At 66.5% G+C, this 25,100-nt stretch carries 21 protein-coding genes and 1 pseudogene; 12 read left to right on the top strand and 10 right to left on the bottom strand.

Annotated features, from left to right (window positions below; translation table 11 throughout):
* The first annotated feature begins 11 nt into the window (after nt 1-11).
* Complete coding sequence (thiE, locus tag H0P51_RS03705) at nt 12-689, top strand: thiamine phosphate synthase (RefSeq protein ID WP_180916700.1); 678 nt, start codon at nt 12-14, stop codon at nt 687-689.
* An 11-nt stretch (nt 690-700) separates the two neighbouring features.
* Here thiE and H0P51_RS03700 read toward each other — a convergent pair.
* Nucleotides 701-1,186, bottom strand: a pseudogene (locus tag H0P51_RS03700) (NUDIX hydrolase); the annotation flags it as partial.
* Between the two features lie 117 nt (nt 1,187-1,303).
* On the opposite strand from H0P51_RS03700, the gene glnX reads away from it, so the two are divergent.
* The 5 genes from glnX to H0P51_RS03675 all read left to right on the top strand — a co-directional run bounded on the left by glnX (nt 1,304) and on the right by H0P51_RS03675 (nt 8,532).
* Nucleotides 1,304-2,623, top strand: coding sequence for a protein kinase G-activating protein GlnX (glnX, locus tag H0P51_RS03695; RefSeq protein ID WP_180916698.1), 1,320 nt, complete (start codon nt 1,304-1,306; stop codon nt 2,621-2,623).
* Nucleotides 2,623-3,582, top strand: coding sequence for a glutamate ABC transporter substrate-binding protein (locus H0P51_RS03690; protein WP_180916697.1), 960 nt, complete (start codon nt 2,623-2,625; stop codon nt 3,580-3,582). The genes glnX and H0P51_RS03690 overlap by 1 nt, the downstream gene beginning before the upstream one ends.
* Nucleotides 3,582-5,912, top strand: a complete 2,331-nt coding sequence (locus H0P51_RS03685; protein ID WP_180916696.1) for a serine/threonine-protein kinase PknG — start codon at nt 3,582-3,584, stop codon at nt 5,910-5,912. The genes H0P51_RS03690 and H0P51_RS03685 overlap by 1 nt, the downstream gene beginning before the upstream one ends.
* A gap of 104 nt (nt 5,913-6,016) precedes the next feature.
* Nucleotides 6,017-7,333: a DUF1800 domain-containing protein gene (locus H0P51_RS03680; protein WP_180916695.1), complete on the top strand. Its 1,317-nt coding sequence runs from the start codon at nt 6,017-6,019 to the stop codon at nt 7,331-7,333.
* A gap of 11 nt (nt 7,334-7,344) precedes the next feature.
* Nucleotides 7,345-8,532, top strand: coding sequence for a DUF1501 domain-containing protein (locus tag H0P51_RS03675; protein WP_180916694.1), 1,188 nt, complete (start codon nt 7,345-7,347; stop codon nt 8,530-8,532).
* Here H0P51_RS03675 and H0P51_RS03670 read toward each other — a convergent pair.
* From H0P51_RS03670 to fgd, 3 genes are read right to left on the bottom strand one after another with little or no spacing between them, the layout of a single operon-like run.
* Entirely contained in the window at nt 8,521-9,669 is a 1,149-nt protein-coding gene (locus H0P51_RS03670) for an acetate kinase (protein WP_180916693.1), read from the bottom strand. The two genes, H0P51_RS03675 and H0P51_RS03670, sit on opposite strands and share 12 nt — an antisense overlap.
* The gene (gene pta / locus H0P51_RS03665) at nt 9,662-11,740 is read right to left on the bottom strand and encodes a phosphate acetyltransferase (RefSeq protein ID WP_246398698.1); all 2,079 of its coding nucleotides are present in this window, start codon (nt 11,738-11,740) and stop codon (nt 9,662-9,664) included. Before pta ends, H0P51_RS03670 begins: the two co-directional genes overlap by 8 nt.
* Nucleotides 11,741-11,747: 7 nt before the next feature.
* Nucleotides 11,748-12,758 carry a glucose-6-phosphate dehydrogenase (coenzyme-F420) gene (gene fgd / locus H0P51_RS03660; protein ID WP_180916691.1) on the bottom strand — a complete coding sequence of 337 codons (1,011 nt, stop codon included), beginning with the start codon at nt 12,756-12,758 and terminating at the stop codon, nt 11,748-11,750.
* Between the two features lie 29 nt (nt 12,759-12,787).
* Between fgd and H0P51_RS03655 the strand changes: the two genes are divergently transcribed.
* Nucleotides 12,788-13,540: an MBL fold metallo-hydrolase gene (locus H0P51_RS03655; RefSeq protein WP_180916690.1), complete on the top strand. Its 753-nt coding sequence runs from the start codon at nt 12,788-12,790 to the stop codon at nt 13,538-13,540.
* On the opposite strand, the gene H0P51_RS03650 is transcribed toward H0P51_RS03655, so the two are convergent.
* Genes H0P51_RS03650 through H0P51_RS03625 form a run of 6 tightly spaced genes read right to left on the bottom strand, consistent with a single transcriptional unit; the run spans nt 13,537 to nt 18,822 of the window.
* Nucleotides 13,537-14,853, bottom strand: coding sequence for an NtaA/DmoA family FMN-dependent monooxygenase (locus H0P51_RS03650; protein WP_180916689.1), 1,317 nt, complete (start codon nt 14,851-14,853; stop codon nt 13,537-13,539). The two genes, H0P51_RS03655 and H0P51_RS03650, sit on opposite strands and share 4 nt — an antisense overlap.
* A complete protein-coding gene (locus tag H0P51_RS03645; protein ID WP_180916688.1) occupies nt 14,850-15,965 on the bottom strand; it encodes an LLM class flavin-dependent oxidoreductase in 1,116 nt (371 codons plus the stop codon). Before H0P51_RS03645 ends, H0P51_RS03650 begins: the two co-directional genes overlap by 4 nt.
* Nucleotides 15,962-17,005 carry an LLM class flavin-dependent oxidoreductase gene (locus H0P51_RS03640; RefSeq protein WP_180916687.1) on the bottom strand — a complete coding sequence of 348 codons (1,044 nt, stop codon included), beginning with the start codon at nt 17,003-17,005 and terminating at the stop codon, nt 15,962-15,964. The genes H0P51_RS03645 and H0P51_RS03640 overlap by 4 nt, the downstream gene beginning before the upstream one ends.
* Nucleotides 17,002-17,511 carry a GNAT family N-acetyltransferase gene (locus H0P51_RS03635; RefSeq protein WP_180916686.1) on the bottom strand — a complete coding sequence of 170 codons (510 nt, stop codon included), beginning with the start codon at nt 17,509-17,511 and terminating at the stop codon, nt 17,002-17,004. Before H0P51_RS03635 ends, H0P51_RS03640 begins: the two co-directional genes overlap by 4 nt.
* Before the next feature lie 11 nt (nt 17,512-17,522).
* Nucleotides 17,523-18,437 (bottom strand): SAM-dependent methyltransferase, encoded by a 915-nt coding sequence (locus tag H0P51_RS03630; RefSeq protein ID WP_180916685.1) that lies wholly within the window; start codon nt 18,435-18,437, stop codon nt 17,523-17,525.
* Between the two features lie 13 nt (nt 18,438-18,450).
* Nucleotides 18,451-18,822, bottom strand: a complete 372-nt coding sequence (locus H0P51_RS03625; RefSeq protein WP_180916684.1) for a DUF3054 domain-containing protein — start codon at nt 18,820-18,822, stop codon at nt 18,451-18,453.
* Between the two features lie 35 nt (nt 18,823-18,857).
* On the opposite strand from H0P51_RS03625, the gene H0P51_RS03620 reads away from it, so the two are divergent.
* From H0P51_RS03620 to H0P51_RS03600, 5 genes are all read left to right on the top strand, one after another.
* On the top strand, nt 18,858-20,042 hold the full coding sequence (locus H0P51_RS03620; protein ID WP_180916683.1) for an acyl-CoA dehydrogenase: 1,185 nt from the start codon (nt 18,858-18,860) through the stop codon (nt 20,040-20,042).
* Nucleotides 20,043-20,051: 9 nt separating this feature from the next.
* Nucleotides 20,052-20,663 carry a hypothetical protein gene (locus tag H0P51_RS03615; protein WP_180916682.1) on the top strand — a complete coding sequence of 204 codons (612 nt, stop codon included), beginning with the start codon at nt 20,052-20,054 and terminating at the stop codon, nt 20,661-20,663.
* 49 nt (nt 20,664-20,712) lie between these two features.
* On the top strand, nt 20,713-21,846 hold the full coding sequence (locus tag H0P51_RS03610) for an FAD-dependent monooxygenase (protein ID WP_180916681.1): 1,134 nt from the start codon (nt 20,713-20,715) through the stop codon (nt 21,844-21,846).
* A gap of 76 nt (nt 21,847-21,922) precedes the next feature.
* Nucleotides 21,923-22,597, top strand: a complete 675-nt coding sequence (locus H0P51_RS03605) for an ABC transporter ATP-binding protein (protein WP_180916680.1) — start codon at nt 21,923-21,925, stop codon at nt 22,595-22,597.
* The gene (locus H0P51_RS03600; protein ID WP_180916679.1) at nt 22,594-25,098 is read left to right on the top strand and encodes an ABC transporter permease; all 2,505 of its coding nucleotides are present in this window, start codon (nt 22,594-22,596) and stop codon (nt 25,096-25,098) included. The genes H0P51_RS03605 and H0P51_RS03600 overlap by 4 nt, the downstream gene beginning before the upstream one ends.
* Nucleotides 25,099-25,100: the final 2 nt, after the last annotated feature.

Below are 25,100 nucleotides of genomic sequence, written 5' to 3'. Positions count from 1 at the left end.
AACGTCGCGGTGTGCATCACCCCTGTCTCGCACCCCGCCTCGACGAAGCCCGGTTGTACCTGTGCACCGACGCCCGCCGCGAGCGCGGCGACCTGGCCGAATTCGCTAACGCCGCGCTGGCCGGCGGCGTGGACATCATCCAGCTGCGCGACAAGGGTTCGCCCGGTGAACAGCGGTTCGGTCCGTTGGAGGCGCTCGACGAGCTTGCCGCGTGCGAGATCCTGGCCGACGCGGCCCACCGGCATGGCGCTCTGTTCGCGGTCAATGACCGCGCCGACATCGCCCGCGCGGCCGGTGCCGACGTCCTGCACCTGGGTCAACGCGACCTGCCCCTGGAGGTGGCGCGCGACATTGTCGGCCCGGACCCGCTCCTCGGCCAGTCCAGCCACACCCTTGGCGAAGCTGCCGCCGCAGCGGCCGGACCCGCCGACTACTTCTGCGTCGGCCCGTGCTGGCCCACCCCCACCAAACCGGGCCGCCCAGCACCGGGACTAGACCTGGTCCGCGCCGTCGCCGGCCTGGACACCGACAAGCCCTGGTTCGCCATCGGCGGCATCGACGCGCAGCGGCTATCCGAGGTGGTCGAGGCCGGCGCCCGGCGGATCGTGGTGGTGCGCGCCATCAGCGGCGCCGACGACCCCCAGGCGGCCGCCGCGGAACTCGCCGCGGCGCTGAGCGCCCTCCGCTGATTTCACGCGCGCAGCGGCAGCCCGGCCAAGACGGTGCGCAGCTGTTCCCAGCTGGCCGCAAACCCCGGGTGCAACGGCAGCTCGGACACCTTGTCCTCACCGACCCAGCGCAACTCCGCGCTTTCCCGGTTTGCCACGGTTTCCAACAGTTCGGCGGCGTCGGCGACGACGGTGGTGTAGCTCCACTGCGTACCGCGCATCCCGGCGATCTCGGCGGTGACCAATGTCGCCCGCACGGTCAGCCGCTCGGCGTCCAGGCCTGCCTCCTCACGCGCTTCCCGCACTGCGGTCTGCTCAGGGGTCTCATGGCTGTCGCGGGCGCCCCCCGGCAGGCCCCAGGTGCCGCCCTGATGGCTCCACACCGCTCGGTGTTGCAGCAGTACCGCGGGGGTGCCGTCGGGCCGTGGCGCCCGGAGCAGCAGACCGGCCGCGCCGAACCTGCCCCAGTAGTGGATGCCGCGCTCGGATATCACCCATCCGTCGCCGTCTCCCTGCACCGATTCAGGATATGCACGCCGTGATTTGTGCCCGCCTCCCCCCATCCTCCGTGCAATGCTCTTAGACTTCGCTTATAGAGGTTCGTGACATGGCCGAAAGATGAGGTCGGAACAGACGTGACGGTTGAGCTGGCGCACCCGTCTACCGAGCCACTGGGCTCGCGCTCGCCCGCCGAACCGGCCCACCCCCGTTGGTGGTTCATATCCACCACCCCCGGCCGCATCCTGACCATCGGCATCGTGCTCGCCGCCCTCGGCGTCTCCAGCGCGTTCGCCACCTCCACCACCATCAACCACCGTCAGCAGGTGCTGACCACGGTGCTCGACCACACCGAGCCACTGTCCTTCGCAGCCGGACGGCTGTACACCACGCTGTCGGTGGCCGACGCCGCAGCGGCCACCGCGTTCATCGCTCAGGCCGAACCGCGCAGCGTTCGGGTGCGTTACGAGCAGGCCATCACCGACGCCGCGAGCGCGGTGACCCGTGCATCCAGCGGGCTCACCGATGAGTCGCTGGTGCAGCTGCTGGGCCGGATCAATGCCGAGCTGGCGGTCTATACCGGTCTGATCGAAATCGCGCGCACGAACAACCGGGCCGGTAACCCGGTCGGTTCGTCCTACCTGTCGGAGGCGTCCGGGCTGATGCAGTCCCGGATCCTGCCGGACGCCCAACGGCTCTACCAGGCAACGTCGGCCCGGGTGGACAGCGAAACCACCGCGTCCACCCAGATCCCGGCGCCGGTGATCCTGGTGGTGGCCACCACGGTGATGTTCGGTGCGTTCTCGCACCGCTGGCTGGCCCGGCGCACCCGGCGGCGAATCAATCCCGGCCTGGTCGTCGGCGGTCTCGGTATCCTCGTCATGGTGGTATGGGTCGGGACCGCATTGGCTATCTCCACTACTGCTAGTCGTAGTGCGAAAGACACTGCCGCCGAGTCGCTCAAGACGGTGACCAATCTCGCCATCACTGCCCAGCAGGCCCGCGCCGACGAAACGCTGTCGCTGATCCGCCGCGGCGACGAAGAGGTGCGCAAGCAGGCGTTCTACCAGCGCATCGACGCCATGCACCACCAACTCGACTCCTACATGGCCCGCCACGACGCGGTCGACAAGCCGGACCTGCAGGGCGCCGACCAACTGCTGGTGCGCTGGCAGCAGGCCAACGACCGGATCAACGCCTACATCTCGGTCGGCAACTACCGGGCCGCCACCCAAGTGGCGCTCGGCAAGGGCGAGGACGACTCCACGCCCGCCTTCGACAAGCTCGACGAGGCGCTCAACAAGGCCATGACGCAAAGCCGCAATCACCTGCGCAACGACGTCCTCAACGCCAAGCGAGGCCTGGCCGGGGCGCAGGTCGGTGCGGTGGTGCTGAGCCTGGGCGCCGCCGTCGCGGTCGCGCTGGGGCTCTGGCCGCGGCTGAAAGAGTACCGGTGATGCGCCGCAGCGTGTGTGTCCTGCTGACGGCCTTGTTGCTGGCCGGCTGCGGTCACTCCGAGTCGCTGAAGGTCGAGGTGGCGCCGACGCTGCCGCTGCCGACGCCGGTGGGGATGCAAGAACTGCAGATGGAGGCCCCGCTGCCGCCCGACTCCAACAGCCAGGGCTGCAATCCCACCGCCAGCCTGCGACCGTTTCCCAACAAGGCCGACGCCGACGCCGCGGTGGAATCCATCCGCACCCGCGGCCGGCTGATCGTCGGGCTCGACATTGGCAGCAACCTGTTCAGCTTCCGGGACCCCATCACCGGAGAGATCACCGGCTTCGACGTCGACATCGCGGGCGAGGTGGCACGCGATATCTTCGGCGGCCCAAACCACGTCGAGTACCGGATCCTGTCCGCCGACGAGCGCATTACCGCCCTGCAGAAGTCGCAGGTCGACATCGTCGTCAAGACCATGACGATCACCTGCGAGCGGCGCAAGCTGGTCAACTTCTCCACCGTTTACCTCGATGCCAACCAGCGCATCCTTGCCCCGCGCGACTCGTCGATCGCGAAGGTTTCCGACCTGTCCGGCAAGCGGGTCTGCGTGGCTCGTGGGACCACCTCGCTGCGACGTATCCGGGAGATCACGCCGCCGCCGGTGATCGTGTCGGTGGTGAACTGGGCCGACTGCCTGGTTGCGATGCAGCAACGGCAGATCGACGCCGTATCCACCGACGACTCGATCCTGGCGGGGCTGGTGGAGGAAGACCCTTACCTGCACATCGTGGGTCCGAACATGGCGACCCAGCCCTACGGCATCGGGATCAATCTGGACAACACCGGCCTGGTCCGGTTCGTGAACGGAACACTTGAACGCATCCGGGGCGACGGCACCTGGAACACGTTGTACCGCAAGTGGTTGACGGTTCTGGGTCCCGCGCCGCTGCCACCGCAACCGAAGTACGTGGACTGATGGGCAAGCCGGTGCGAGAGGACGAAATCGGCGAGGCGACGCTTCAGGAGGAAGAGTCACCCGGTAGCCAGCCGGCCTCACCGGCGGAGGAAGCGCAGACCGGTGCGACCGCGAGAACGGGCCGGCCACAGGCCACCCAGGCGCTGTTTCGGCCCGATTTCGACGACGACGACGATGACGACGACGAGTTCGCGTTCTCCCTGGGGTCGATAGACACGCAGCCGCAGGACCGGATTGCGGGTGCGACGCGCGCGCTGCCGTCGATCCGGCAGCTCGCCGGTGGGTTGGTGGAGATCGCGCGGGTTCCCGACATCGACCCGCTCACGGCCCTGATGAAGAACCCCGTGGTGCCCGAAACCAAGCGGTTCTGCTGGAACTGCGGTCGGCCGGTGGGCCGGTCCGGCCCCGAGGAGAAGGGCGCCTCCGAAGGCTGGTGCCCCTACTGCGGGAGCCCGTATTCCTTTGTGCCGCAGTTAAATCCGGGCGATATTGTGGCCGGTCAGTATGAGGTCAAGGGCTGCATCGCACACGGCGGTCTGGGCTGGGTCTACTTGGCGGTGGACCACAACGTCAATGACCGGCCGGTGGTGCTCAAAGGCCTGGTGCACTCCGGTGACGCCGAGGCGCAGGCCATCGCGATGGCGGAGCGACAGTTCCTGGCCGAGGTTGTACACCCCTCGATCGTGCAGATCTTTAACTTCGTCGAGCACAACGACAAGCACGGCGACCCGGTCGGCTACATCGTCATGGAGTACATCGGCGGGCAGTCGCTCAAACGCAGCCGCAAGAACGGCAAAACCGAGAAGCTGCCGGTCGCCGAGGCGATCGCCTACATCCTGGAGATCTTGCCCGCACTGAGCTATCTGCATTCCATTGGCCTGGTCTACAACGACCTAAAGCCGGAGAACATCATGCTCACCGAGGAGCAGCTCAAGCTGATCGACCTGGGTGCGGTGTCGCGGATCAACTCATTCGGCTACCTGTACGGCACGCCCGGATACCAGGCCCCCGAGATCGTTCGGACCGGTCCCACCGTCGCCACCGACATCTACACGGTAGGACGCACCCTGGCCGCGCTGACCCTGAACCTGCGCACCCGCAACGGCCGGTACGTGGACGGCCTGCCCGACGACGAGCCGGTGCTGACCCAATACGACTCGTTCGGGCGGCTGTTGCGGCGCGCCATCGATTCCGACCCGAGGCGGCGGTTCGCCAGCGCCGACGAGATGTCCGGACAGTTGATGGGCGTGCTGCGCGAAGTCGTCGCCCAGGACACCGGGGTGCCGCGGCCCGGGCTGTCGACGGTGTTCAGCCCGAGTCGGTCCACGTTCGGGGTGGACCTGCTGGTCGCGCACACCGACGTGTACCTGGACGGCCAGGTGCACTCGGAGAAGCTGACCGCCAAGGAGATCGTCACCGCGCTGTCGGTGCCGCTGGTAGACCCGGCCGACGTGGCCGCTCCGGTGCTGCAAGCCACCGTGCTCTCGCAACCGGTGCAAACCCTGGATTCGTTGCGGGCGGCACGGCACGGCGCGCTAGACGCCGACGGGGCCGACGTCTCCGAGTCGGTGGAGCTGCCGCTGATGGAGGTGCGGGCGTTGCTGGACCTCGGCGACGTCAGCAAGGCGACCCGCAAACTCGACGACCTCGCGGCGCGGGTGGGCTGGCAGTGGCGGTTGGTGTGGTACCGGGCGGTGGCCGAATTGCTCACCGACGATTACGACGCGGCCATCGGGGATTTCACCGATGTGCTGGACACCTTCCCCGGCGAACTGGCGCCCAAGCTGGCGCTGGCCGCCACCGCTGAGCTGGCCGGCAAACCCGACGAACAGAAGTTCTACCGGACGGTGTGGGGAACCAACGACGGCGTGATCTCGGCCGCCTTCGGGTTGGCCAGATCCCTTTCTGCAGCCGGCGATCGCGACGGGGCGGTGCGAGTGCTTGACGACGTACCGCCCACCTCAAGGCATTTCACCACCGCACGGCTGACAAGTGCAGTGACCCTGTTGTCCGGCCGCTCACAGAGTGAGATCACCGAGGAACAGATCCGCGACGCCGCGCGACGGGTGGAAGCGTTGCCGGCCACCGAACCTCGGGTCCTGCAGATCCGGGCCCTGGTGCTCGGGGGCGCTATGGATTGGCTGCAGGACAACCCGGCTGACAAGCAGCCCAGCACCAACCACATTCTCGGGTTTCCATTCACCGACCACGGTTTACGGCTGGGCGTGGAGGCGTCGCTGCGCAGCCTGGCCCGCGTGGCACCCACCCAGCGGCATCGGTACACGCTGGTGGATATGGCCAACAATGTGCGGCCCACCAGCACGTTCTGACTTACGGCCGAGCGCACCACCACTTTTTCCATCCACAGGCAACCCGCAGGCATGCGCGGCCTGGGTCATAGCTGATTCAAAGGTTCGTGTGGACACTCAAATCCATGGCCGGACAGTCCGCGCAGTGGATCACCACCGCCCGCGCCCTGCGCCGCGCCGGGTTCGGAGCGACCGGCGCCCAGGTCGACGCCGTGGCCGCCCAGGACTGGGGCGCTTATGTCGGCGGCGCCCTAGCGAGCAATCCCAACACCGACCCCGGCGCGGTCGCGACGGCGATGCCGACGTTCACGTCCCCTGCGCCGCCCGGGAAGAAGGCGACCCCGGCATCGCGCAAGCAGTACAACCGGCAGCTGTCCGAGCAGTTGGACACGCTGTCGCGGTGGTGGCTGCAACGGATGGTCGCCGTCCGCCAGCCGCTGCACGAAAAGCTGACATTGTTGTGGCACAACCACTTTGCCACCTCAGCGACGAAAGTGCGGACTGCGGCGCAGATGGCCGCGCAAAACCACAAATTGCGCACCATGGCGACGGGTGACTTTCGCTCGCTGGCCTACGCGATGCTGACCGACGCGGCCATGCTGCACTGGCTGGACGGCCAGAGCAACACCGCCAAAGCGCCCAACGAGAACCTGGCCCGCGAATTCATGGAGTTGTTCGCGCTGGGACACGGCAACGGCTACACCGAGGAAGACGTGCGCAACGGCGCCCGGGCACTTACCGGCTGGGTGGTCGACCGCAATGGCCAGACCTCGCTGGCCGCCAAGCGCCATGATGCGGGCACCAAGACGCTGTTCGACCTGACCCGCAACTTTGATGCCGCCGGGTTTTGCGACACCGTGCTGGCGCAGCCCAAGTCGTCGCAGTACGTCGCGGGTCGACTGTGGCAGCAGTTGGCTTCCGACGATCCGCCGTCCCCCCAGGCGCTGGCCCGCATCGTCGCGGCTTACGGTCCGGGTCGCGACCTGCGCGCCCTGACCATGGCGATTCTGACCGATCCTGAGTTCGTCGACAGTCCGAGCGGCAGGGTGAACACCCCGGTGGAGTGGCTCGTCGGCGTGATCCGGACCCTGCAGGTGCCGATGACCGACGCGAAGCACCTGAAGCTGGCCGAGGCGACCATGCGGGCGCTCGGGCAACGTCCGTTCTATCCGCCCAGCGTCGGCGGTTGGCCCAGCGGCCAGGTGTGGCTGTCCACCGCCAGCGCGGGCACCCGGTTGCGTGCGGCAACCCAGCTGGCCCGTACCGGTGACCTCTCCAGCATCGAGCGCACTGCCGTTCGTGATCGCGTCGATGCGGTCGGTTACCTGATCGGTGTCGGTGCGTGGTCTGACCGAAGCGCGGCGGTGCTCGCGTCCCTGGTGGCCAGGCCGCCGCAGTTGGTGGCCGTCGCCGTCAATACACCCGAATACCTGACGTCTTAGCGAGAATGCCTATGCCCGAGTTGAATCGCCGCAGATTCCTGATCGCCAGTGCCGGGATCAGCGCCGCCGGTCTGCTGTCCGGCGCGGCGGCGGCCAGTTGGCAAGACCTGTTGCGGGCAGCGCAGGATCGACCACTGCCCGCCAATGCGGGCGTTCTGGTTATCGTCTCGCTCTACGGCGGCAACGACGGCATCAACACCCTGATTCCCTACGCGGACAACGCATATCATGCTGCCCGGCCGGAGCTCGCCTATGCTCCCGGCGATGTGCTGCATCTCGACCAGCAGTTGGGGCTCAACCCGGCGATGAAGGGTCTGGCCCAGCTGTGGAACCAGAAAAAGCTTGCGATCGTGCGCGGTGTCGGCTATCCCAAGCCCGACCACAGCCACTTCCGCTCCATGGATATCTGGCAGACCGCGTCACCGGCCGAACCGGTTTCGACCGGTTGGATCGGCCGCTGGCTCGACGCAACCGGCGACGACCCGCTACGGGCGGTAAACATCGGGCCGGTGCTACCACCACTCGCGGTGGGCCAGAAGTACACGGCAGCAGCGCTTTCCACGAATCCCGGTGGCGCACGCGAAGCCGACGAGTTCGCCTCGATCATGGCGGCACTGGGTCGCGACGACCCCGGCGACACACCAGCCATGGCGGCCGTGGCCAAAGCCTACCGCGCCGCGCGCACCACCGACGACACCTTCAAGGCGGTCAAACCGCCGACCGAGGAACACAATTCGCTGGCAAGACAACTGAACATGGTAGCCGCGGCGGTCGAAGCCCGGGTTCCCACCCGCGCGTACATCGTGCAACTCGGCGGGTTCGACACTCACGCCGGAGAACGCGAGACCCAGCAGCGGTTGCTGGGAACCTTCGACCAGGCCGTCACTCAGTTTCTGCAGCGGGTCGCGGGCGCCAACGTGGTGCTAATGGCCTACTCCGAGTTTGGGCGCCGGGTCCGGGCCAACGCCTCCCAAGGCACCGATCACGGCACGGCGGGCCCGATGTTCATCGCGGGCACTCCCGTTAAAGGTGGATTTTACGGCGACGAGCCCAGCCTCACCAACCTCGACAACGGAGACCTGAAGTACACGACCGACTTTCGCGACGTCTACTACGAAGTGCTGGCGCGCACAGTCGGGACCGATCCCACACCCTCGGTGGGGCCCGGCCGGAAGGCGTTGGGCTTCCTAACGGCCTAGAACGCTCAGGCAGTCGCGGGCGATCGCGAGTTCCTCGTTGGTCGGGATCACCAGCACCGTGATCCGCGAACCGTCCGAAGAGATCCGCCGCGAACCGGATCCGGCGCTGTTGCGCTCCAAGTCCAATTCGATGCCCAATTCTTCCATCCCGGCCAACGCGTCGCGGCGCACCGCCGAATCGTGCTCACCGATTCCGGCGGTAAAACTCAGTACGTCGGTGTGACCCAGCACGGCCAGGTAGGCGCCGATGTATTTACGTAGCCGATGAATGAACACGTCATAGGCCAATTTCGCTGCCGCATCGCCGGATTCGATCATGGTCCGGAGCCGGCGGAAGTCGCGCTCGCCGGCCAGCCCCTGCACCCCGGACCGCCGGTTCAGCATCGACTCGATGTCGTCGACGCCCATCTTCGCGGTGCGCCACAGGTAGCTGAACACGCCCGGGTCGATATCGCCACTGCGGGTGCCCATTACCAGGCCTTCCAGCGGAGTCAGGCCCATCGACGTCTCCACTGGCCGCCCGCCCGCCACCGCTGAGGCCGACGCACCGTTACCCAGATGCAGCACAATCTGATTCACGCTGGCCAACGTTCGGCCGAGAAACAGCGCGGCCTGTCCGCTGACGTATTCGTGCGATGTGCCGTGGAAGCCGTACCGGCGAATCTGCCAGGCCTCGGCCAGCTCGCGTTCGATTGCATAGGTCGCGGCGGCCGCGGGCAGGTGGTGAAAGAACGCCGTGTCGAACACGGCGATGTGCGGAATATCTGGCAGCAGCTTGCGCGCCACCTCGATGCCTTGCAGCGCGGGCGGATTGTGCAGCGGCGCTAACGGTGACAGCTGGGTAAGCTGCTCGATCACGTCGTCGTCCAGCCTCGTCGGACGGTAGAAACGATTCCCGCCGTGAACCACCCGGTGACCGACCGCCACCAGCCCACAATCGGCCAGGTCCATACCGTCGTCGGCCAGCAGCTCGAAGGCCCGCCGCAGCGCCGCGTCGTGATCGGCCACCGGCGACGAAGCTTCGCCGATCTGCTCCACCACACCGCTGGCCCGCGACACCCCGGAGTCGGGGTCGACGAGTTGAAACTTCAGCGATGACGAACCGGAGTTGATCACCAGCACCAGACGTTCAGTCATGGCCACCCTGTGCCTGAATTGCGGTGATGGCAACGGTATTGACGATGTCCTCGACCGTCGCGCCCCGGGACAGGTCGTTGACCGGCTTACGCAACCCCTGTAGCACCGGGCCGATCGCGATGGCGCCCGCCGAGCGCTGGACCGCCTTGTAGGTGTTGTTGCCGGTGTTGAGGTCGGGGAAGATCAGCACGGTTGCACGCCCGGCGACCGGCGAGTCGCGCATCTTGGTTGCGGCCACCGATGGGTCTACCGCGGCGTCGTATTGAATCGGTCCTTCGACAGCCAGCTCCGGCTCCCGGGACCGCACCAATTCCGTTGCTGTCCTGACCTTGTCAACATCCGCCCCGGAGCCGGAGTCGCCGGTGGAGTAGGACAGCATGGCCACCCGGGGGTCGATGCCGAACTGCGCCGCGGTGCGCGCCGAGCTGATCGCGATGTCGGCGAGCTGCTCGGGCGTCGGGTTGGGCACGATCGCGCAGTCGCCATAGGCCAACACCTTGTCGGGCAGGCACATCAAGAAGATGCTCGACACGGTGGACACGTCGGGCACCGTGCGGATGATCTCTAGCGCCGGGCGCACGGTGTGCGCTGTGGTGTGCACCGCACCGGACACCATTCCGTCGACCATTCCGGTGTACACCATCATAGTTCCGAAATATGTTGCATCATTCATGATTTCGCGCGCGTGCTCGAGGGTGACGCCCTTGGCCGCGCGCAGTTCAGCGTACTTGCCGGCGAACTGCTCGTGCAGCTCGCTGCAGCGCGGGTCGATCACTGCGGAGCCCTCCAGGCTGACGCCGAGTTCGGCTGCGCGGGAACGAACTTGAGACTCCTCGCCGAGGATGGTCAGTTCGGCGACCGAGCGTTGCAGCAGCCGGCCGGCGGAACGCAGGATGCGGTCGTCGTCGCCTTCGGGCAGCACGATGCGTTTGCGGTTGCGCCGCGCCTGCTGCTGTAGCTGGCGCGTGAACATCTGCGGCGTGGTGACCGTCGGTATCGGGATGGCAAGCTGCGCCAGCAGATCGTCGATGTCGACGTTGCGGTCCATCAGCTGCAGGGCGGTGTCAATCTTGCGCTGGGACCTCGCGGTGACCCGGCCGCGGGAGGATGCCGCCGCGCTAGCGGTGTCGTAGGTGCCCAGGGTGGTGGCGATGATGGGCAGCCGCAGGTGCAGACCCGCGACCAGCGCCGCGATCGACGGATGCAACTCCAGGCCGCCGTTGAGGATGAGGCATGACAGCGACGGAAACCCTTCGGCCGCATGTGCACTCGCCACCGCCAGCACCACATCCGAGCGGTCGCCGGGGGTGATCACCGCCATGCCGTCGCGGAGCCGCTCCAACACGTGATCGGCCGTCATCCCGGCGACCATGACGCCCATCACCTCACGGTCGCGCAGCGAAATGTCCCCGCTGACCGGAGTCCCCCCTACTGCGTCTTTGAGTTCGGCGACCGTGGGCGCGGCCAGCAGCGGCGCCTCGGGCAGCACGTAGCCGCGCGGGGTGAACTTCCGCAGCGCGTCGCGCACTGCGTCCAGCTCATCGGGCTCACAACGATTGACCACCACGGCTGCGGCGTGCGCACGCACCGCCGAAAGCTCGGCCAGGCATGCCTCCACGACGTCGGCGACCTCCTGTGGGGTGCGGTTCCAGCCACGCACCATCAGCAATACCGGCGCACCCAGGTTGACCGCGATCCGGGCGTTCGTCGCGAACCCGGCCGGGCTCGTTGCCCCGCCGATATCGGTGAAGTCACTGCCGACGATCACCACCGCGTCGCATTGCTCGGCCATCGCGTGGTAGGCGTCGGCAATGCTAGCGATCGCGGCTTCGACGTCGTCGTGCACCTGCTGATAGGTCACACCGACGCACTGCTCGTAGGGCAGGCCCGCGGTGGCATGGTGAAGCAGCAGCTCCAGAATGTAGTCGTGCGTCTCCCCCAGACGCGTAATCGGCCGGAATACACCGACTTTGGCGACCGTTGCCGCCAGCCGGTGCAGCAAGCCCAGCGCGATCGTCGACTTGCCGGTCTCGGCCTCGGGAGCGGCGATGTAGATCGCTTTCGCGAGCAACCCGGCGTCAACCAAGTTTGCGCAACCTGGGCTCGAGGTCCCTCTCGAACAGTTCCAGGAACCGTCGCTGGTCGTGTCCGGGTGCATGGAACACCAGGTGGTTTAGGCCCCACTGCACGTACTGGCCCACTTTTTCGACGGCTTCGTCGGGGTCGGAGGCCACGATCCAGCGCTTGGCGATCTGCTCGATAGGCAGCGCGTCGGCGGCTTTCTCCATCTCGATCGGGTCGTCGATGCTGTGCTTCTGTTCGGCACTCAGCGACAGCGGCGCCCAGAATCGGGTGTTCTCTAGTGCCAGATCAGGGTCGGTGTCGTAGGAGATCTTGATCTCGATCATCTTGTCGATGTCGTCGATATTGCGGTCATTGGCAGCGGCGCCCTCCCGCACGGCCGGCATCAGCTTGTCGGTGTAAAGCTCCTCGCCCTTGCCCGAGGTGCAGATGAAGCCGTCGCCGGCGCGACCGGCGTACTTGGCCACCGCGGGACCGCCGGCGGCGATGTAGATCGGCACACCGCCCTCTGGTACGTCGTAAATCGAGGCACCCTTGAGCCGGTAGTACTCGCCGTCGAAGTCGACGCGGTCGCCACGCCAGAGCTCACGCATCAGCCGCACCGACTCGCGTAGCCGGGCAAACCGCTCCTTGAACTCCGGCCAAGAGCCCTGGTAACCGGTGGCGATCTCGTTGAGCGCCTCTCCGGTGCCAACTCCCAGGAATACGCGGCCGGGGTACAGACAGCCCATAGTGGCGAAAGCCTGCGCGATGACGGCCGGGTTGTACCGGAACGTGGGGGTGAGCACCGAGGTGCCCAACTGCAGCCGCTTGGTGCGCTCGCCCACCGCGGTCATCCAGGCCAGCGAGAACGGGGCGTGGCCGCCCTCGTGCCGCCATGGCTGAAAGTGGTCGCTGACGGTAGCGCTGTTCATACCGTGCGCTTCGGCGAGGACTGCGAGTTCGACGAGTTCACGAGGTGCGAATTGTTCGGCGGACGCCTTGTATCCGAGTTTCAGTTCAGCCACGTGTCTTTTCTACTCCTACGCTATTGCTCATGACTGAGCAGACCGAGCTGGTGCAAATCACCGACAAGGTTCATCTCGCGCAAGGCCCCGCGGTCAACTGGACGCTCGTGCACGACGACACCGGCGTGATGTTGATCGACGCCGGCTATCCCGGTGACCGCGATGAGGTGCTGACCTCACTAAGCAAGCTGGGTTACGGCCCCGGCGACGTGCGCGCCATCCTGCTCACCCATGCCCATATCGACCACCTGGGCACCGCAATCTGGTTCGCCGCCGAGTACGGCACACCCGTGTACAGCCACGCCGACGAGGTCGGCCACGTCAAACGTGACTACCTCGAGCAAGTCTCGATCCCCGCATTGGCGCTGCGGCTGTGGCGTCCGCGCTGGGCGCTGTGGACCCTGCACGTGGTGCGCAGCGGCGGCCTGAACCGCACCGGCATCCCGACCGCGCAACCGCTGACCGACGACGTCGCCGCGGGGCTGCCCGGCCGCCCGAAGCCGGTGTTCAGCCCCGGTCATACCAACGGCCACTGCTCGTACCTCGTCGATGGCGTGCTCGTCAGCGGAGACGCCCTGATCACCGGACATCCGTTGATCGTCCGCGACGGGCCGCAGCTGCTGCCCGCGATCTTCAGCTACAGCCAGCAAGAGTGCATCCGGACCCTGTCGGTGCTGGCGCAGGTGGAATCCGAGATCCTGGCACCCGGCCACGGACCGTTGTGGCGCGGCCCGATCCGCGAGGCCACCGACACCGCGCTGCGCAAAGCGGGGGCGATCTAACCGGCCAGACCCAGATTCTCCCTCAGCATGCGCCCGGGGTACTCGGTGCGGTAGACGCCACGCTCCTGCAACAGCGGCACCACCTTGTCGACGAACTCGTCAAGTCCATGCGGGGTGAGGTGCGGCACCAGGATAAACCCGTCGCACGCGTCGGCCTGCACATAGCGGTCAATCTCGTCGGCGACATGCGTTGCGGTGCCGACGAATTGCTCCCGGCTGGTCATCGCGATGACCACTTCCCGGATAGACAAATTCTGCGCTTCGGCACGTTCCCGGAAGCGTCGCGCCACCGCGACGGGGTCGCCATGCCGGACCCGGCCCTGGGTGATGTCGCTGTCGACGACCGGATCGAAGTCCGGCAACGGACCATCCGGGTCGTAATCGGAGAGTTCGCGGCCCCAAATCTGCTCCAGCATGGCGATTGCGGTGGGACCGCTCACCTGCTGACGCCGAACGTGGCGCGCCTTGTCGCGAGCCTCGTCGGCGGTGTCTCCGAGGACGAACGTCGCCGCCGGAAAAACCTTGAGCTGGTTGGGGTCTCGGCCCAACCGCCGGGCCCGCGCCTTCACGTCGGCGTAATACCGCTGCCCGTCTTCCAGCGAGCCGTGCAGGGTGAACAATGCGTCGGCATGCCGGGCACCGAAGTTGCGGCCTTCGTCGGAATCGCCGGCTTGCAAAAGCACCGGATGACCCTGCGGGCCGGCCGGCAGTGTCGCGAAACCGTCAACCTTGAAATGAGTACCGGTGTACTCGACCCTGCCGATTCCGGCGGGGTCGACATAGACGCCATTCTCGCGCACCACGGCGTCCGGGGCCCAGCTGTCCCAGAACCTGCGCGCCACCTCGACGAATTCTTCGGCCCGAGCGTACCGATCGGCGTGGGCCAGGAAACCGCCGCGACGAAAGTTTGCCCCGGTGAAGGCATCCGAAGAGGTGACGATGTTCCACCCGGCCCGGCCCTCGGACAGGTGGTCCAGGGTGGCGAATTGCCTTGCAACCTCGAAGGGTTCGTTGAAGGTGGTGTTGATGGTGCCGGTCAGTCCGATCCGGTCGGTGACGGCGGCCAGCGCGGCCAGCACGGTGAAGGTGTCCGGGCGGCCCACCACGTCCAGGTCGTAGATGCGTCCGCGGTGCTCGCGCAGCCGGAGTCCCTCGGCCAGGAAGAAGAAGTCGAATAAGCCACGCTCGGCGGTCTGCGCCAGGTGCACGAAGGACTCGAACTCGATCTGGCTGCCGGACGTCGGGTCGGTCCACACGGTGGTGTTGTTGACGCCGGGAAAATGCGCGGCCAGGTGAATTGGTTTGCGGCTCATAAATTCAGCCCCCACCGGCGGGCAATGAGTTCATGTGAGCGCAGCCGGTCCTGGTGGCGGTGGGTGACCGAGGTGACCACAAGTTCGTCGGCCCCCGAAACGCGCGCCAGCGCGGTGAGCCGGTCGGCGACCTCGTCCGGGTTGCCGACGAATTGTGTTGCCAGACGGTCCTTTACCAGCTCGTACTGCTCCTCGGCCAGCGGCGGGAAGTCGTCGGGGGCCGGGTAGGGCATCGCTCCGACACCGGTGCGGATCGAGTACACCCATTGGCCATAGCCGGCGGCCAGGTGCTGGGCGGTAGCGGTGTCCTCGGCTACCACAATGTCGGCCGAGACCACCACGTAGGGCTCGGCCAGGGCCGCCGACGGCTGGAACGTGTCGCGGTAGGCCTCGATTGCTTCCAGGGCGGTGGCCGGTGTGATGTGGTAGCTCGCCACAAACGGCAAGCCCAGCGCACCGGCTACCCGCGCGCTCTGTCCCCGGGTGCTGCCGAAGATCCATGGCCGCATGCCGGATCCTTCGCCGGGTACCGCATGCACGTCGAATTCGCCTACCCGGTAGTTACCTTCGAGCAATGCGATGATGTCGCCGACCTGCTCGGCGAAGTCCGGCGATACCGCTTCCGGCTGCTGCAGGATCTTCATGGTGGCCTGCAGCCGCTCGAGGTCGAGCAGTCCCCGCACATCGAACGGTGTCGGGACGACCACCCCGTCGACTTCGTGCCACTGCCGTGGTGGCCTGGGCTCGCGGGGCGGCTTCGGTTTAGACTGCTCGGAACGCCGCTGCCCGGACCGGCCTATCCCCAGATCGATCCGGCCGGGGTAGAACGCATCCAGCATGCCGAAGCTCTCGACCACCGCGACGGCCGTCGTGTACCCCAACTGGACCGCCGCGGCACCCACCTGAATCCGCTTGGTACTGGCCGCAATCTGTCCGATCAGCACCGCCGGCGCCGCGCTGGCGACCGCGACGAAGTGATGTTCGGCGACCCAGTACCGGCGATAGCCCCAGCGTTCGGCGTGCTGGGCCAGCTCGATGGTGTTGCGCAGCGCGGTGGCCGGGTCGCTGCCGGCGCTGACCGGTGCGAGATCCAGGATCGACAGCGGAATCATGCTGTGATACCGAGCCTTTCCCGCAACGTCTCGCCATCCCGGTAGCTGTCGCGGAAATCCCCGGCGCGCTGCAGCAGCGGCACCACCTCGTCGACTATCACCGGGAGGTCAATGGCGTGTACAGCGGGACGCAGCCGCGCTCCCGCGATTCCCAGGCGTTGCCAGCCCAGCAGCAGGTCGACCAACTCCGCAGCATTACCCGACCACACCCACGTGTCGGAGCGAAAGTCGTCCTGCCCGTGGAACGTAACCACAATGTCGGCGAAGATCTTCAGGCTTTCCGAGACGCCCCGCACTTGGTTCAGGATCTCGCCTATCGAGGCGTCCGTCGGCGTGACGAACACGAGATCGGCGGTTTCGGAGGCGAATTCGTACACCGGCAAGGCGTGGGCCAGCACGGCGACAATCGGCTGACCCTGCGGCGGGCGTGGCGTGATCGATGGCCCCTTGACCGAGAAGAACTTTCCGGTGAAGTCGATGTAATGCACCTTGTCGACGTCGAGGTAGCGCCCAGCGGAGACGTCGCGGATCACCGCGTCGTCCTCCCAGCTGTGCCAGAGCCTGCGCACCACCTCGACGTAGTCACGGGCTTCGTCGAACAACTCGGCGGGATCGATGGTGCGGCGACCAAAAAGCGCCGCCTCGTGACTGGTGACGCTGACCCGCGGCTGCCATCCCGCCCGCCCGTGTGACACAAAGTCAAGGGTGGCAATCGATTTGGAGATGTGAAACGGTTCGGTGTGGGTGACCGTGGCCACCGGGATCAGCCCGATGTGACGGGTGGCCGGCGCGATTCGGGCAGCGAGGAGCACCGCGTCGCCGCGTCCGGCCAGCCGCTTCGGGTCGATCCGCTCCCGTCGCCCAGGCTGCGGCATCAGCGTGTCGTCGATGGTGAGAAAGTCCAGCAGCCCCTGCTCGGCGGTGGCCGCCAGGTCGGTCCAATAGCGTCCGCTGAGCACCGAGGGCAACTCGTCGCACAACTCCCAGGCCTGCGTGTGCCAGCCATAACCGTCCAGTGCGACGCCTAAGTGAAACGTCATGCCAGCGCTTTCAGGAACGCGATCGGAAACACCGGGCCGCGGGCGGGCAGCGGTTCAGCCAACCGGATGTAGCCGGTGGAGGAGTACAGTTCCACGGCCTCAGGTTGGCGGTCACCGGTGATGAGGTACACCCTTTTGTAACCGCAGATCGCAATCTCAGACTCGAGCGTCGCCAGCAGCGCCCTCGCGTATCCCCGGCGGCGGTGGTCGCGGTGCGTCCAGACCCGTTTGAGTTCGGCGGTCTGCGTGTCGTATCGGCAGAACGCACCGCCGGTCACCGGATCCCCATCCAGCACGCCGATCAGCATCCCGCCGTGCGGGGCCGCGAACTGGCCATCCGGGCCGCCGACGATCCATTCCCGATAGAGCCGGCGGTCACCGCCGTAGCGGTCCGCGTATTCGTCGGCCAGCGCCTCGAGCAGCGGCTGCGCCCGTGGATCGTCAAGCGTCACGGACACGAACTGCAGGCCCCCGGAGTCGGGCGCGGGCGAAGACGGTGAAGACATCACGTAACTGTCTAACGCGTGTCGCCGGGCAACATTCCGGTGACGTAACGCGGGCTGGCCGCGACATCGCGTGGGCGCATCCGCAGGCGTCCCGCCAACCCCAGCGCCGCCAGCAACTCAACGATGTCGCGGTCCGACACTTGCCAGCGTCGACCGGCTAGATCATCTGGAACAGAAGGGAATTCGGCTGTGTAGGTAAGTTTGGCCAGGTCGACATCCAAGCCTTGCCGGCGCCACTGGTCGATGAAGGCATGTCCCTCTTGTAGCTGCAACTGTGTCCAGGTCAGGTGTTCAGCGGCGAACTGGCTGCCGGCGGCGCTCGCGCCGGTGAGGTCGCGCAGCAACCGATCCTGCGCATCCAGTGGCAGGTAGCCGACCAGCAGGTTCTCGGCGATCCACACGGTCGGTTGCACTGGGTCGAAGCCGCTGCGCAGCAGCGCGGTCAACCAGTCATCACGCAGGTCCACGCCCACAGCGCAGCGATTCACCGACAGCTTTGCACCCAGATCGCGCATCACCCGGACCTTGAAGTCGGTCACGGCAGGCAGGTCCAGCTCGTACAGCGTGGTACCTAGTGGCCACCACAGCCGATACGCGCGGGTGTCCAGTCCCGCGCCCAGGTTCACCACCTGACGAATACCGGTCCGCGCGGCTTCGGTCAGGAACCCGTCCAGGAACCGGCCGTGCACGGCCAGCACGTTGATCATTCCGGTCGTCACCGGATCGCTGCCGCCGTCGGCCGAATACTTCTGGTCCTCGATCAACCGAACGAAGTACTCCACGCCGGTGGCGCGGACCAGCGACTCGGCAAACGGGTCGTTGATCAGGCCTTTTACGGTGGCTACCGCCCGCGCGGCCGCGCTGAAGGTCGCGGTTATCCCGACGCCGGTGGTCAGATCCCAGGTATCGCCGTCGGTGCGTACCATCTGGCCCTGCCGCTCAGCGATCCGTGCGGCGCTGTCTGAGAAGCGTTGCGGTCGCGCGCCACCCGAGCAGCAATACGGCGGTCACGGTCGAGGCGACAATCACGAAAGCCCCCGCCACGCTGGCCGACGTCGCCTTGCGCGCCAACATGCCGACCACCACGGTCGACACCCAGACGACGACGCCGGTCGGCGCCACCTCGGCGGGCCGCCGCCAGGCGCGGGCCAGCAACCACCCAACCAGCGTTCCGCTCAGAAATGGCCAGGCGGTAGTCACCAGGCCAGAGACGTTGACGCCTTCATCGTGGCTGCGGCGCCCGAGGGCGCAGAAAATCAGCACGGCCACCACATCCACCCCGAGCCAGGCCGGGGATCGCCGCGGTTGCATGCAGCGAGAGTACCGGCACCGGGCAGGATTGAGTGATGAGCACACCGCCGCCGTCATTCGATCCCCACGACCCGCTGGGCCTGGACGCATCGCTGTCCAGCGACGAGGTCGCCGTACGTGACACCGTGCGGGCATTCTGCGACGAGCACGTGACTCCACACGTGGCCGAGTGGTTTGAGGATGGCGACCTACCGGTGGCCCGCGAGTTGGCCAAGCAGTTCGGCGAGCTGGGCCTGCTGGGCATGCATCTGGAGGGCTACGGGTGCGGCGGAGCCTCTGCGGTGCACTACGGCCTGGCGTGTCTGGAGTTGGAGGCCGCAGATTCCGGCATCCGGTCGCTGGTGTCGGTCCAGGGGTCGCTGGCGATGTTCGCGATCTGGAACAACGGCTGTGAGGAGCAGAAGCAGCAATGGTTGCCCGGGATGGCTGCCGGCGAGTTGGTGGGCTGCTTCGGGTTGACCGAGCCCGACGCCGGCTCCGATCCGGCCGCGATGAAAACCCGGGCCCGGCGCGACGGATCTGACTGGGTGCTCAACGGTCGCAAGATGTGGATCACCAATGGTTCGATCGCAGACGTCGCTGTGGTGTGGGCCGCCACGGACGAAGGGATCCGCGGCTTCATTGTTCCGACCGACACCACGGGGTTTTCCGCGAACACCATCCATCACAAGCTGTCGTTGCGGGCGTCGATCACCAGTGAACTGGTGCTGGACGACGTGCGTCTGCCCGCGGAGTCGTTGCTACCCGGGGCGGCCGGTTTGAAGGGACCACTGTCGTGTCTGTCCGAGGCGCGGTACGGGATCATTTGGGGTGCGATGGGCGCGGCCCGCTCGGCGTGGCAGGCCGCGCTGGACTACTCCGCCCAGCGGACCCAGTTCGATCGTCCGATCGCGGGATTTCAGCTGACCCAGGCCAAATTAGTCGACATGGCGGTCGAATTGCACAAGGGTCAGTTGCTCTCGCTGCAGCTGGGCCGATTGAAGGACAGCGTGGGGTTGCGGCCCGAGCAGGTCAGCTTCGGCAAGCTGAACAACACCCGGGAGGCACTCGAGATTTGCCGGACCGCTCGAACAATATTGGGCGGCAACGGCATATCGTTGGAGTATCCGGTGATTCGGCACATGGTGAACCTCGAGTCGGTACTCACCTATGAGGGCACCCCGGAGATGCACCAACTGGTCCTCGGCCAGGCATTTACCGGGCTGTCGGCGTTCCGGTAGAAAGCAGACATGAGAAGACTTCTCCAGGTTGGGCAGGTTGGGGTTGCCGCCGCGCTGCTGGTGGCCGTGGCCCCCGCTGCGGCCGCCGACCCCGCCCCTGTGCTGCCTGCGATGAATTCCACCGGCAGCGGTCCGGTGATCGGCGGCGCAGGAGCCGGCGGCTCCATAGCCCAGCAGTTGTTCACCTTCCACGATCCCAACATCCAAGAGGTCGATGGTTCGGACGCGGCCCAATTCTTCGGTGCTGCAACAGGTGTCACCAACCGCGATCTTGCGGCACCCTTCCAGCCGCTGCAGCGAATGCTGGGCTGCCAGGTAAACGGGGCCGGGTTCGGGGCGCGTGCCTACCGCCGCAACGACGGGCAGTGGGGCGGCGGGATGTTGGTGATCGCCAAGAGTGCGGTCTCCGACGTCGACGCCCTCAACGCCTGCGCCAAATCCAGTTGGCGTAAGGCCTCCGTTGGCACGCCCACCTCGATGTGCAACAGCGGGTGGACCTATCCACCGTTCAGCGGTCGCAAGGGCGAGGGCTACTACGTCCTGCTGGCCGGAACCAACTCGGACTTCTGCAGCGCTCCGAACGCGAACCTCCGAACCACCGCGAGTTCCTGGCCTACTTAGCCAGGTCCCGACCCGGGTGCGGTGGAACTGCTGACTACAGTGTCGGCGCATGAAAGCTGTTGTAGTCGGTGCCGGCGTCGCCGGACTCGCAGCGGCCAGCGGGCTGCAGCGTGCCGGGTGGGACGTCTCGGTGCTGGAGCGATCGGCAGACGCACAACCTGCCCGAGCCGGATTATCCATATTCGGCAACGGATTTCGCGCTTTGGACGCCCTCGGCCTCGGCCCAGCCGTGCGGGCGATCAGCGCCGAGGAGCCCCCGTTCTCCAAGTCGGGCATTCGCAAGCCGAACGGCAGCTTTCTGGTCACGCTCGCCCCGGCAACCTATGAGAACCTTCGCGCCGTCGACCGCACCGAATTGCACGCGACGATGCTGGCCACCCTGCCTCAAGGCACCGTGCAGTGGGGACGGCGGGTGGCCGAAGCGACGACGCAGGCTGTGCACACCGACGACGGACACCACGCCGACGCCGACCTGATCATCGGTGCCGACGGGATCCGCAGCCGCGTCCGCGCCAGCCTGCCGCAGGACCGTCCGACCCGGCGCAGCGGCTACGGCGTGTGGCGTGCCATCACCTCGCGGCCCGTGCCCGTCGGCGTCGGCGGGGAGACCTGGGGTCGTGGTCAACGGTTCGGACTGGTCCCCCTCAAGGGTGGCCGGGTGTACTGGTTCGCGGTCGTGACCAGCGCGCAAAACGAAACGGGTGCCGAGGCACTCGACGAGATCCGGTCCCTGTTCGGCGCCTGGCACGAGCCGATCGCCGAGTTGATCGATGCCACCGAGCCCGAAGCGGTGCACTACACCCACAGCGAGGAACTTGACGGCCCGCTCGCGTCCTACGTGCACGGCCACATCGCGCTGATCGGCGACGCGGCGCACGCGATGTCACCCAACCTCGGCCAGGGTGCCAACCAGGCGCTCGAAGACGCGGCAACCCTCTGTGCATTGGTGGCCCCGCTGCAGGACCGCGCGGACCTGGACGGGGCGCTGCAACGCTACGACCGGTTGCGCCGGCCCCGAACCCAGCGCATCGCACGCGAATCGCACAGCATCGGCATCGCCGGTCAGTGGAACAACCCGGTGCTGGTGGGGTGCCGGGAGGCGGGCTTGACGCTGGTACCTAACTGGATCTTTAGCCGCCGAACCGCTCGTTTACAGGAGTGGCAATTTCGCCCCGGCAAGTAATACAGGTGTGTTAGGTTAGCCTGTCCTGCCATCAGGAACGGCTTTTCCCTCATCACTAAACACCAGGGGCTGTTGCATGCTTATCGAGATCGCGGCGGTGAGCAGGACCTACCAGCGAGGCCAGGAACTGGTCAAGGCGGTCGATGACGTCACCCTGACGCTGGGCAACGAGAAATTGGTCGCGATCACCGGGCAGTCGGGCTCGGGCAAGAGCACGCTGCTGCACCTGATCGGCGGCATCGATCGGCCCGACGCGGGCTCCATCAAGGTCGACGGCGAGGAACTCTCCGAAAAGAGCGACGACGAGCAGTCCGAATACCGCCGCCGCAGGGTCTCGTTCATCTTTCAGTTCTTCAACCTGCTGCCCACCTTGACCGCCTGGGAGAACGTGGCGATGCCCCGCGTTCTGGACGGATCCTCGATCAAGCAGGCCCGCACCGACGCGTGCGAACTACTGGGCATGGTCGGGCTGGGTGATCGGATCGACCACAAGCCATCCCAGCTGTCCGGCGGTCAGATGCAACGCGTCGCGATAGCGCGCTCGCTGATCATGAAACCGGGGGTCGTTCTGGCCGACGAGCCCACCGGAAACCTGGACTCCGAATCCGGCAAGAACATTCTGGCGCTGCTGCGCAAGATCGCCGACGACGGCGCGTGCTCGGTCATCATGGTCACGCACGACCCGAACATCGCAGCCGCCGCCGACCGCGAGATCGTGATGCGCGACGGCAAGGTCGTCGAACACGCATGATCCCCTCGGCGGCCGTCCGCTTCAAACTGCTCAACCTGCGATACGCGGTTGCGCACTGGAAGCGATCACTGAGCTGCGTGGCGGCGGTAATGATCGCCACCGCGCTGCTGGTGGCCATCGCCGGCATCTATAGCTCGCTGACCAAGTCGGTCGCCACCATGTCCGAAGACCTCTACGGCAAAGCGGCTTTCGAGGTGACCGGCGCGGCCGACAGCGGCATGCCCGACTCCCTGATCGCACAGTTGCGCACCGTCGACGGGGTGACCGCCGCCGAACCGATCGTGAAAGCCACCGTGAACACTCCACGGTCCGGCACAACGCTCTTAGGGGTCGGCCCCGATATCCGGGTGCTGGACAATCGGGTAGGCAACGAGCTGGTGCAGCAGGCCGACCAGGACAAGTCGCACGGCTCGCTGGCTAATGGGGCGATCGCCGGGCCCGGCATCGGAACGGCGCCCGGCGGCCAGGTGGAGATCAATGGCTCCCGCGTCAACGTGGTGTTCGTGCCCAAGGGCGACCTCGCCGAGAAGTACAACGCGGGTGACTACCTCATCGTCCCGCTTCAGGTGGCACAGCACCTCCTACACCAACCAGGCCGGGTGACGTCGGTGTTCGTCGTGGCCAAACCGGGCACCGACCTCAAGGCGTTGAGCGCCGAGCTGGTACGGGTGGTCGACCACCGGGCGGTGGTGGCCGAACCGCAGTTCCGGGTGTCCCAGACCGACAATTCGGTCGCCCTGACCCGCGACACGTTGCTGCTGGTCGGTTCGATCGCACTCGTCGTCGCGATGTTCATCGTCTTCAACACGATGAATATGGCTGTGGTGCAACGGCGCCCGATGATCGCCACGCTGCGGGCGCTCGGTGCCCGACGCGGTGACCTCGCCCGTGACCTACTGGCTGAGGTGACCTTACTGGGCTTGCTCGGCGGACTGCTGGGTGCACCGCTCGGCGCCGCGATGAGCTACCTGGCGATCAAGCGGTTGCCGCCGTTGATGCTGCAGTCGGTGGACGTCAAACCCGATTACTTCTTCCCGGGCAGCGCGATCGCCGTAGTGGTCGCCCTGGGAATCGTGGCCTGCGTGCTGGGCGCTGCCTGGCCGGCGATGGTCGTCTTCAAAGCCTCGCCCATCGCCGCGATGCGGCCGGTGGAGCTCGAAGGCCTGGGCGACGACAGGACCAAACCGCACTGGGTGGGAGTGCTGGTCGGCGTCGGTCTCACGGTACTGGCGTTCTTCACCGCAACCCAGCTGCACGACGAAAAGACTTTCGCCGGAGGAATTTTCGTGCTCGCCGGCATCCTGACGCTGTGCTGGGCGCTGGGGCCCACGCTGGTGGCGCTCGGTAGTCGGATCGCCGCGCTGATGGGGCCCAGCGGTCAGGTCAGCAGGTCGACCATGACCGCGTCCGCCAAACGGACCTGGGCGAACCTCATGATCGTCACGATCGCCGTCGCGTTGGGCAGCGTGACCAGCGGTGTGCTGACCGACGTGGTCGACTCCGCCGGCGGATTCTTCTCCTCCCTGGCGGGCGCGGACATGTATTTGTCCGCCGCGTCCAAGGAAGTCGTGCCGATCAGCCCACTGATTCCCAACGGCACTGACGCGCAAGTGCGGGCCATCCCTGGTGTCGTCGCCGTGAAACCTGTCCAGTACGCCTACGTCAACGTCGGCAGCGACCGGGTGTTGGTGGTCGGATCTGCCCCCGGCACCGTGACTCCCGCTTTCGCCGCAATGGAGAAGTCGGTGCGGGCCGAGGTCGAAGCCGGTGACGGTGTGGTGATCTCCCGCCAGCTCTCCCGGAACCTACACCGCGGGGTCGGCGACATGCTGACGCTGAGCACCCCGTCCGGCGAGCAGGTAGTGCAGATCCTCGGCGTCGTCGACTATCTCACCACCGAGCGCGGCATGATCGCGATGTCGCTGGATCATATGAAGGCGTGGTTCCAACGCGACGGCGCAACCTACCTAGAAGTCCACGTCGACAACCCTAAGAACGCGCCCGTGATTCTGGATAAACTTGAAAAGATCTCTGCCGCAAAAGGATTGTACGCATTCAGCGGTCGAGACGCAGTGGACTCCGGCAAGGGTGCGATCGCTCAGATCGGATCCCTGGCCGTCTTCGTGCAGTGGATCGTCGCGTTGCTGGCGGCGATGGCCCTGTTCAACGCATTCATGATCTCGGTGATCGAACGCACGCGGGAGATCGGCGTGCTGCGCGCCATGGGGGCCTCGCGACGCTACATCACGAAGTCGATTCTGGTGGAGGCCACCAGCATCGCACTTCTGGGCGGTGTCCTCGGCATGCTCACCAGCGTGGTGGTGCACCAGCTGGGCACGCTGATCATGAGTTCGGTAACCGCCATCACCGTGCGGTATTCGTTCTCCCCGCTGGACCTGCTCACCGTCGCGGTGGCGGTGATCCTTTGCTGGAGCGGGGCATTGCTACCCGCGTCTCGTGCCGCGACGTCGACGATCGTGGACGCGTTGGAAGTGGAGTGACC

The organism is Mycobacterium vicinigordonae, from assembly GCF_013466425.1.
GTDB lineage: Bacteria > Actinomycetota > Actinomycetes > Mycobacteriales > Mycobacteriaceae > Mycobacterium > Mycobacterium vicinigordonae.
The sequence above is the reverse complement of the archived record's forward strand: the minus strand, read 5'-3'. Positions and strand labels throughout refer to the sequence as shown.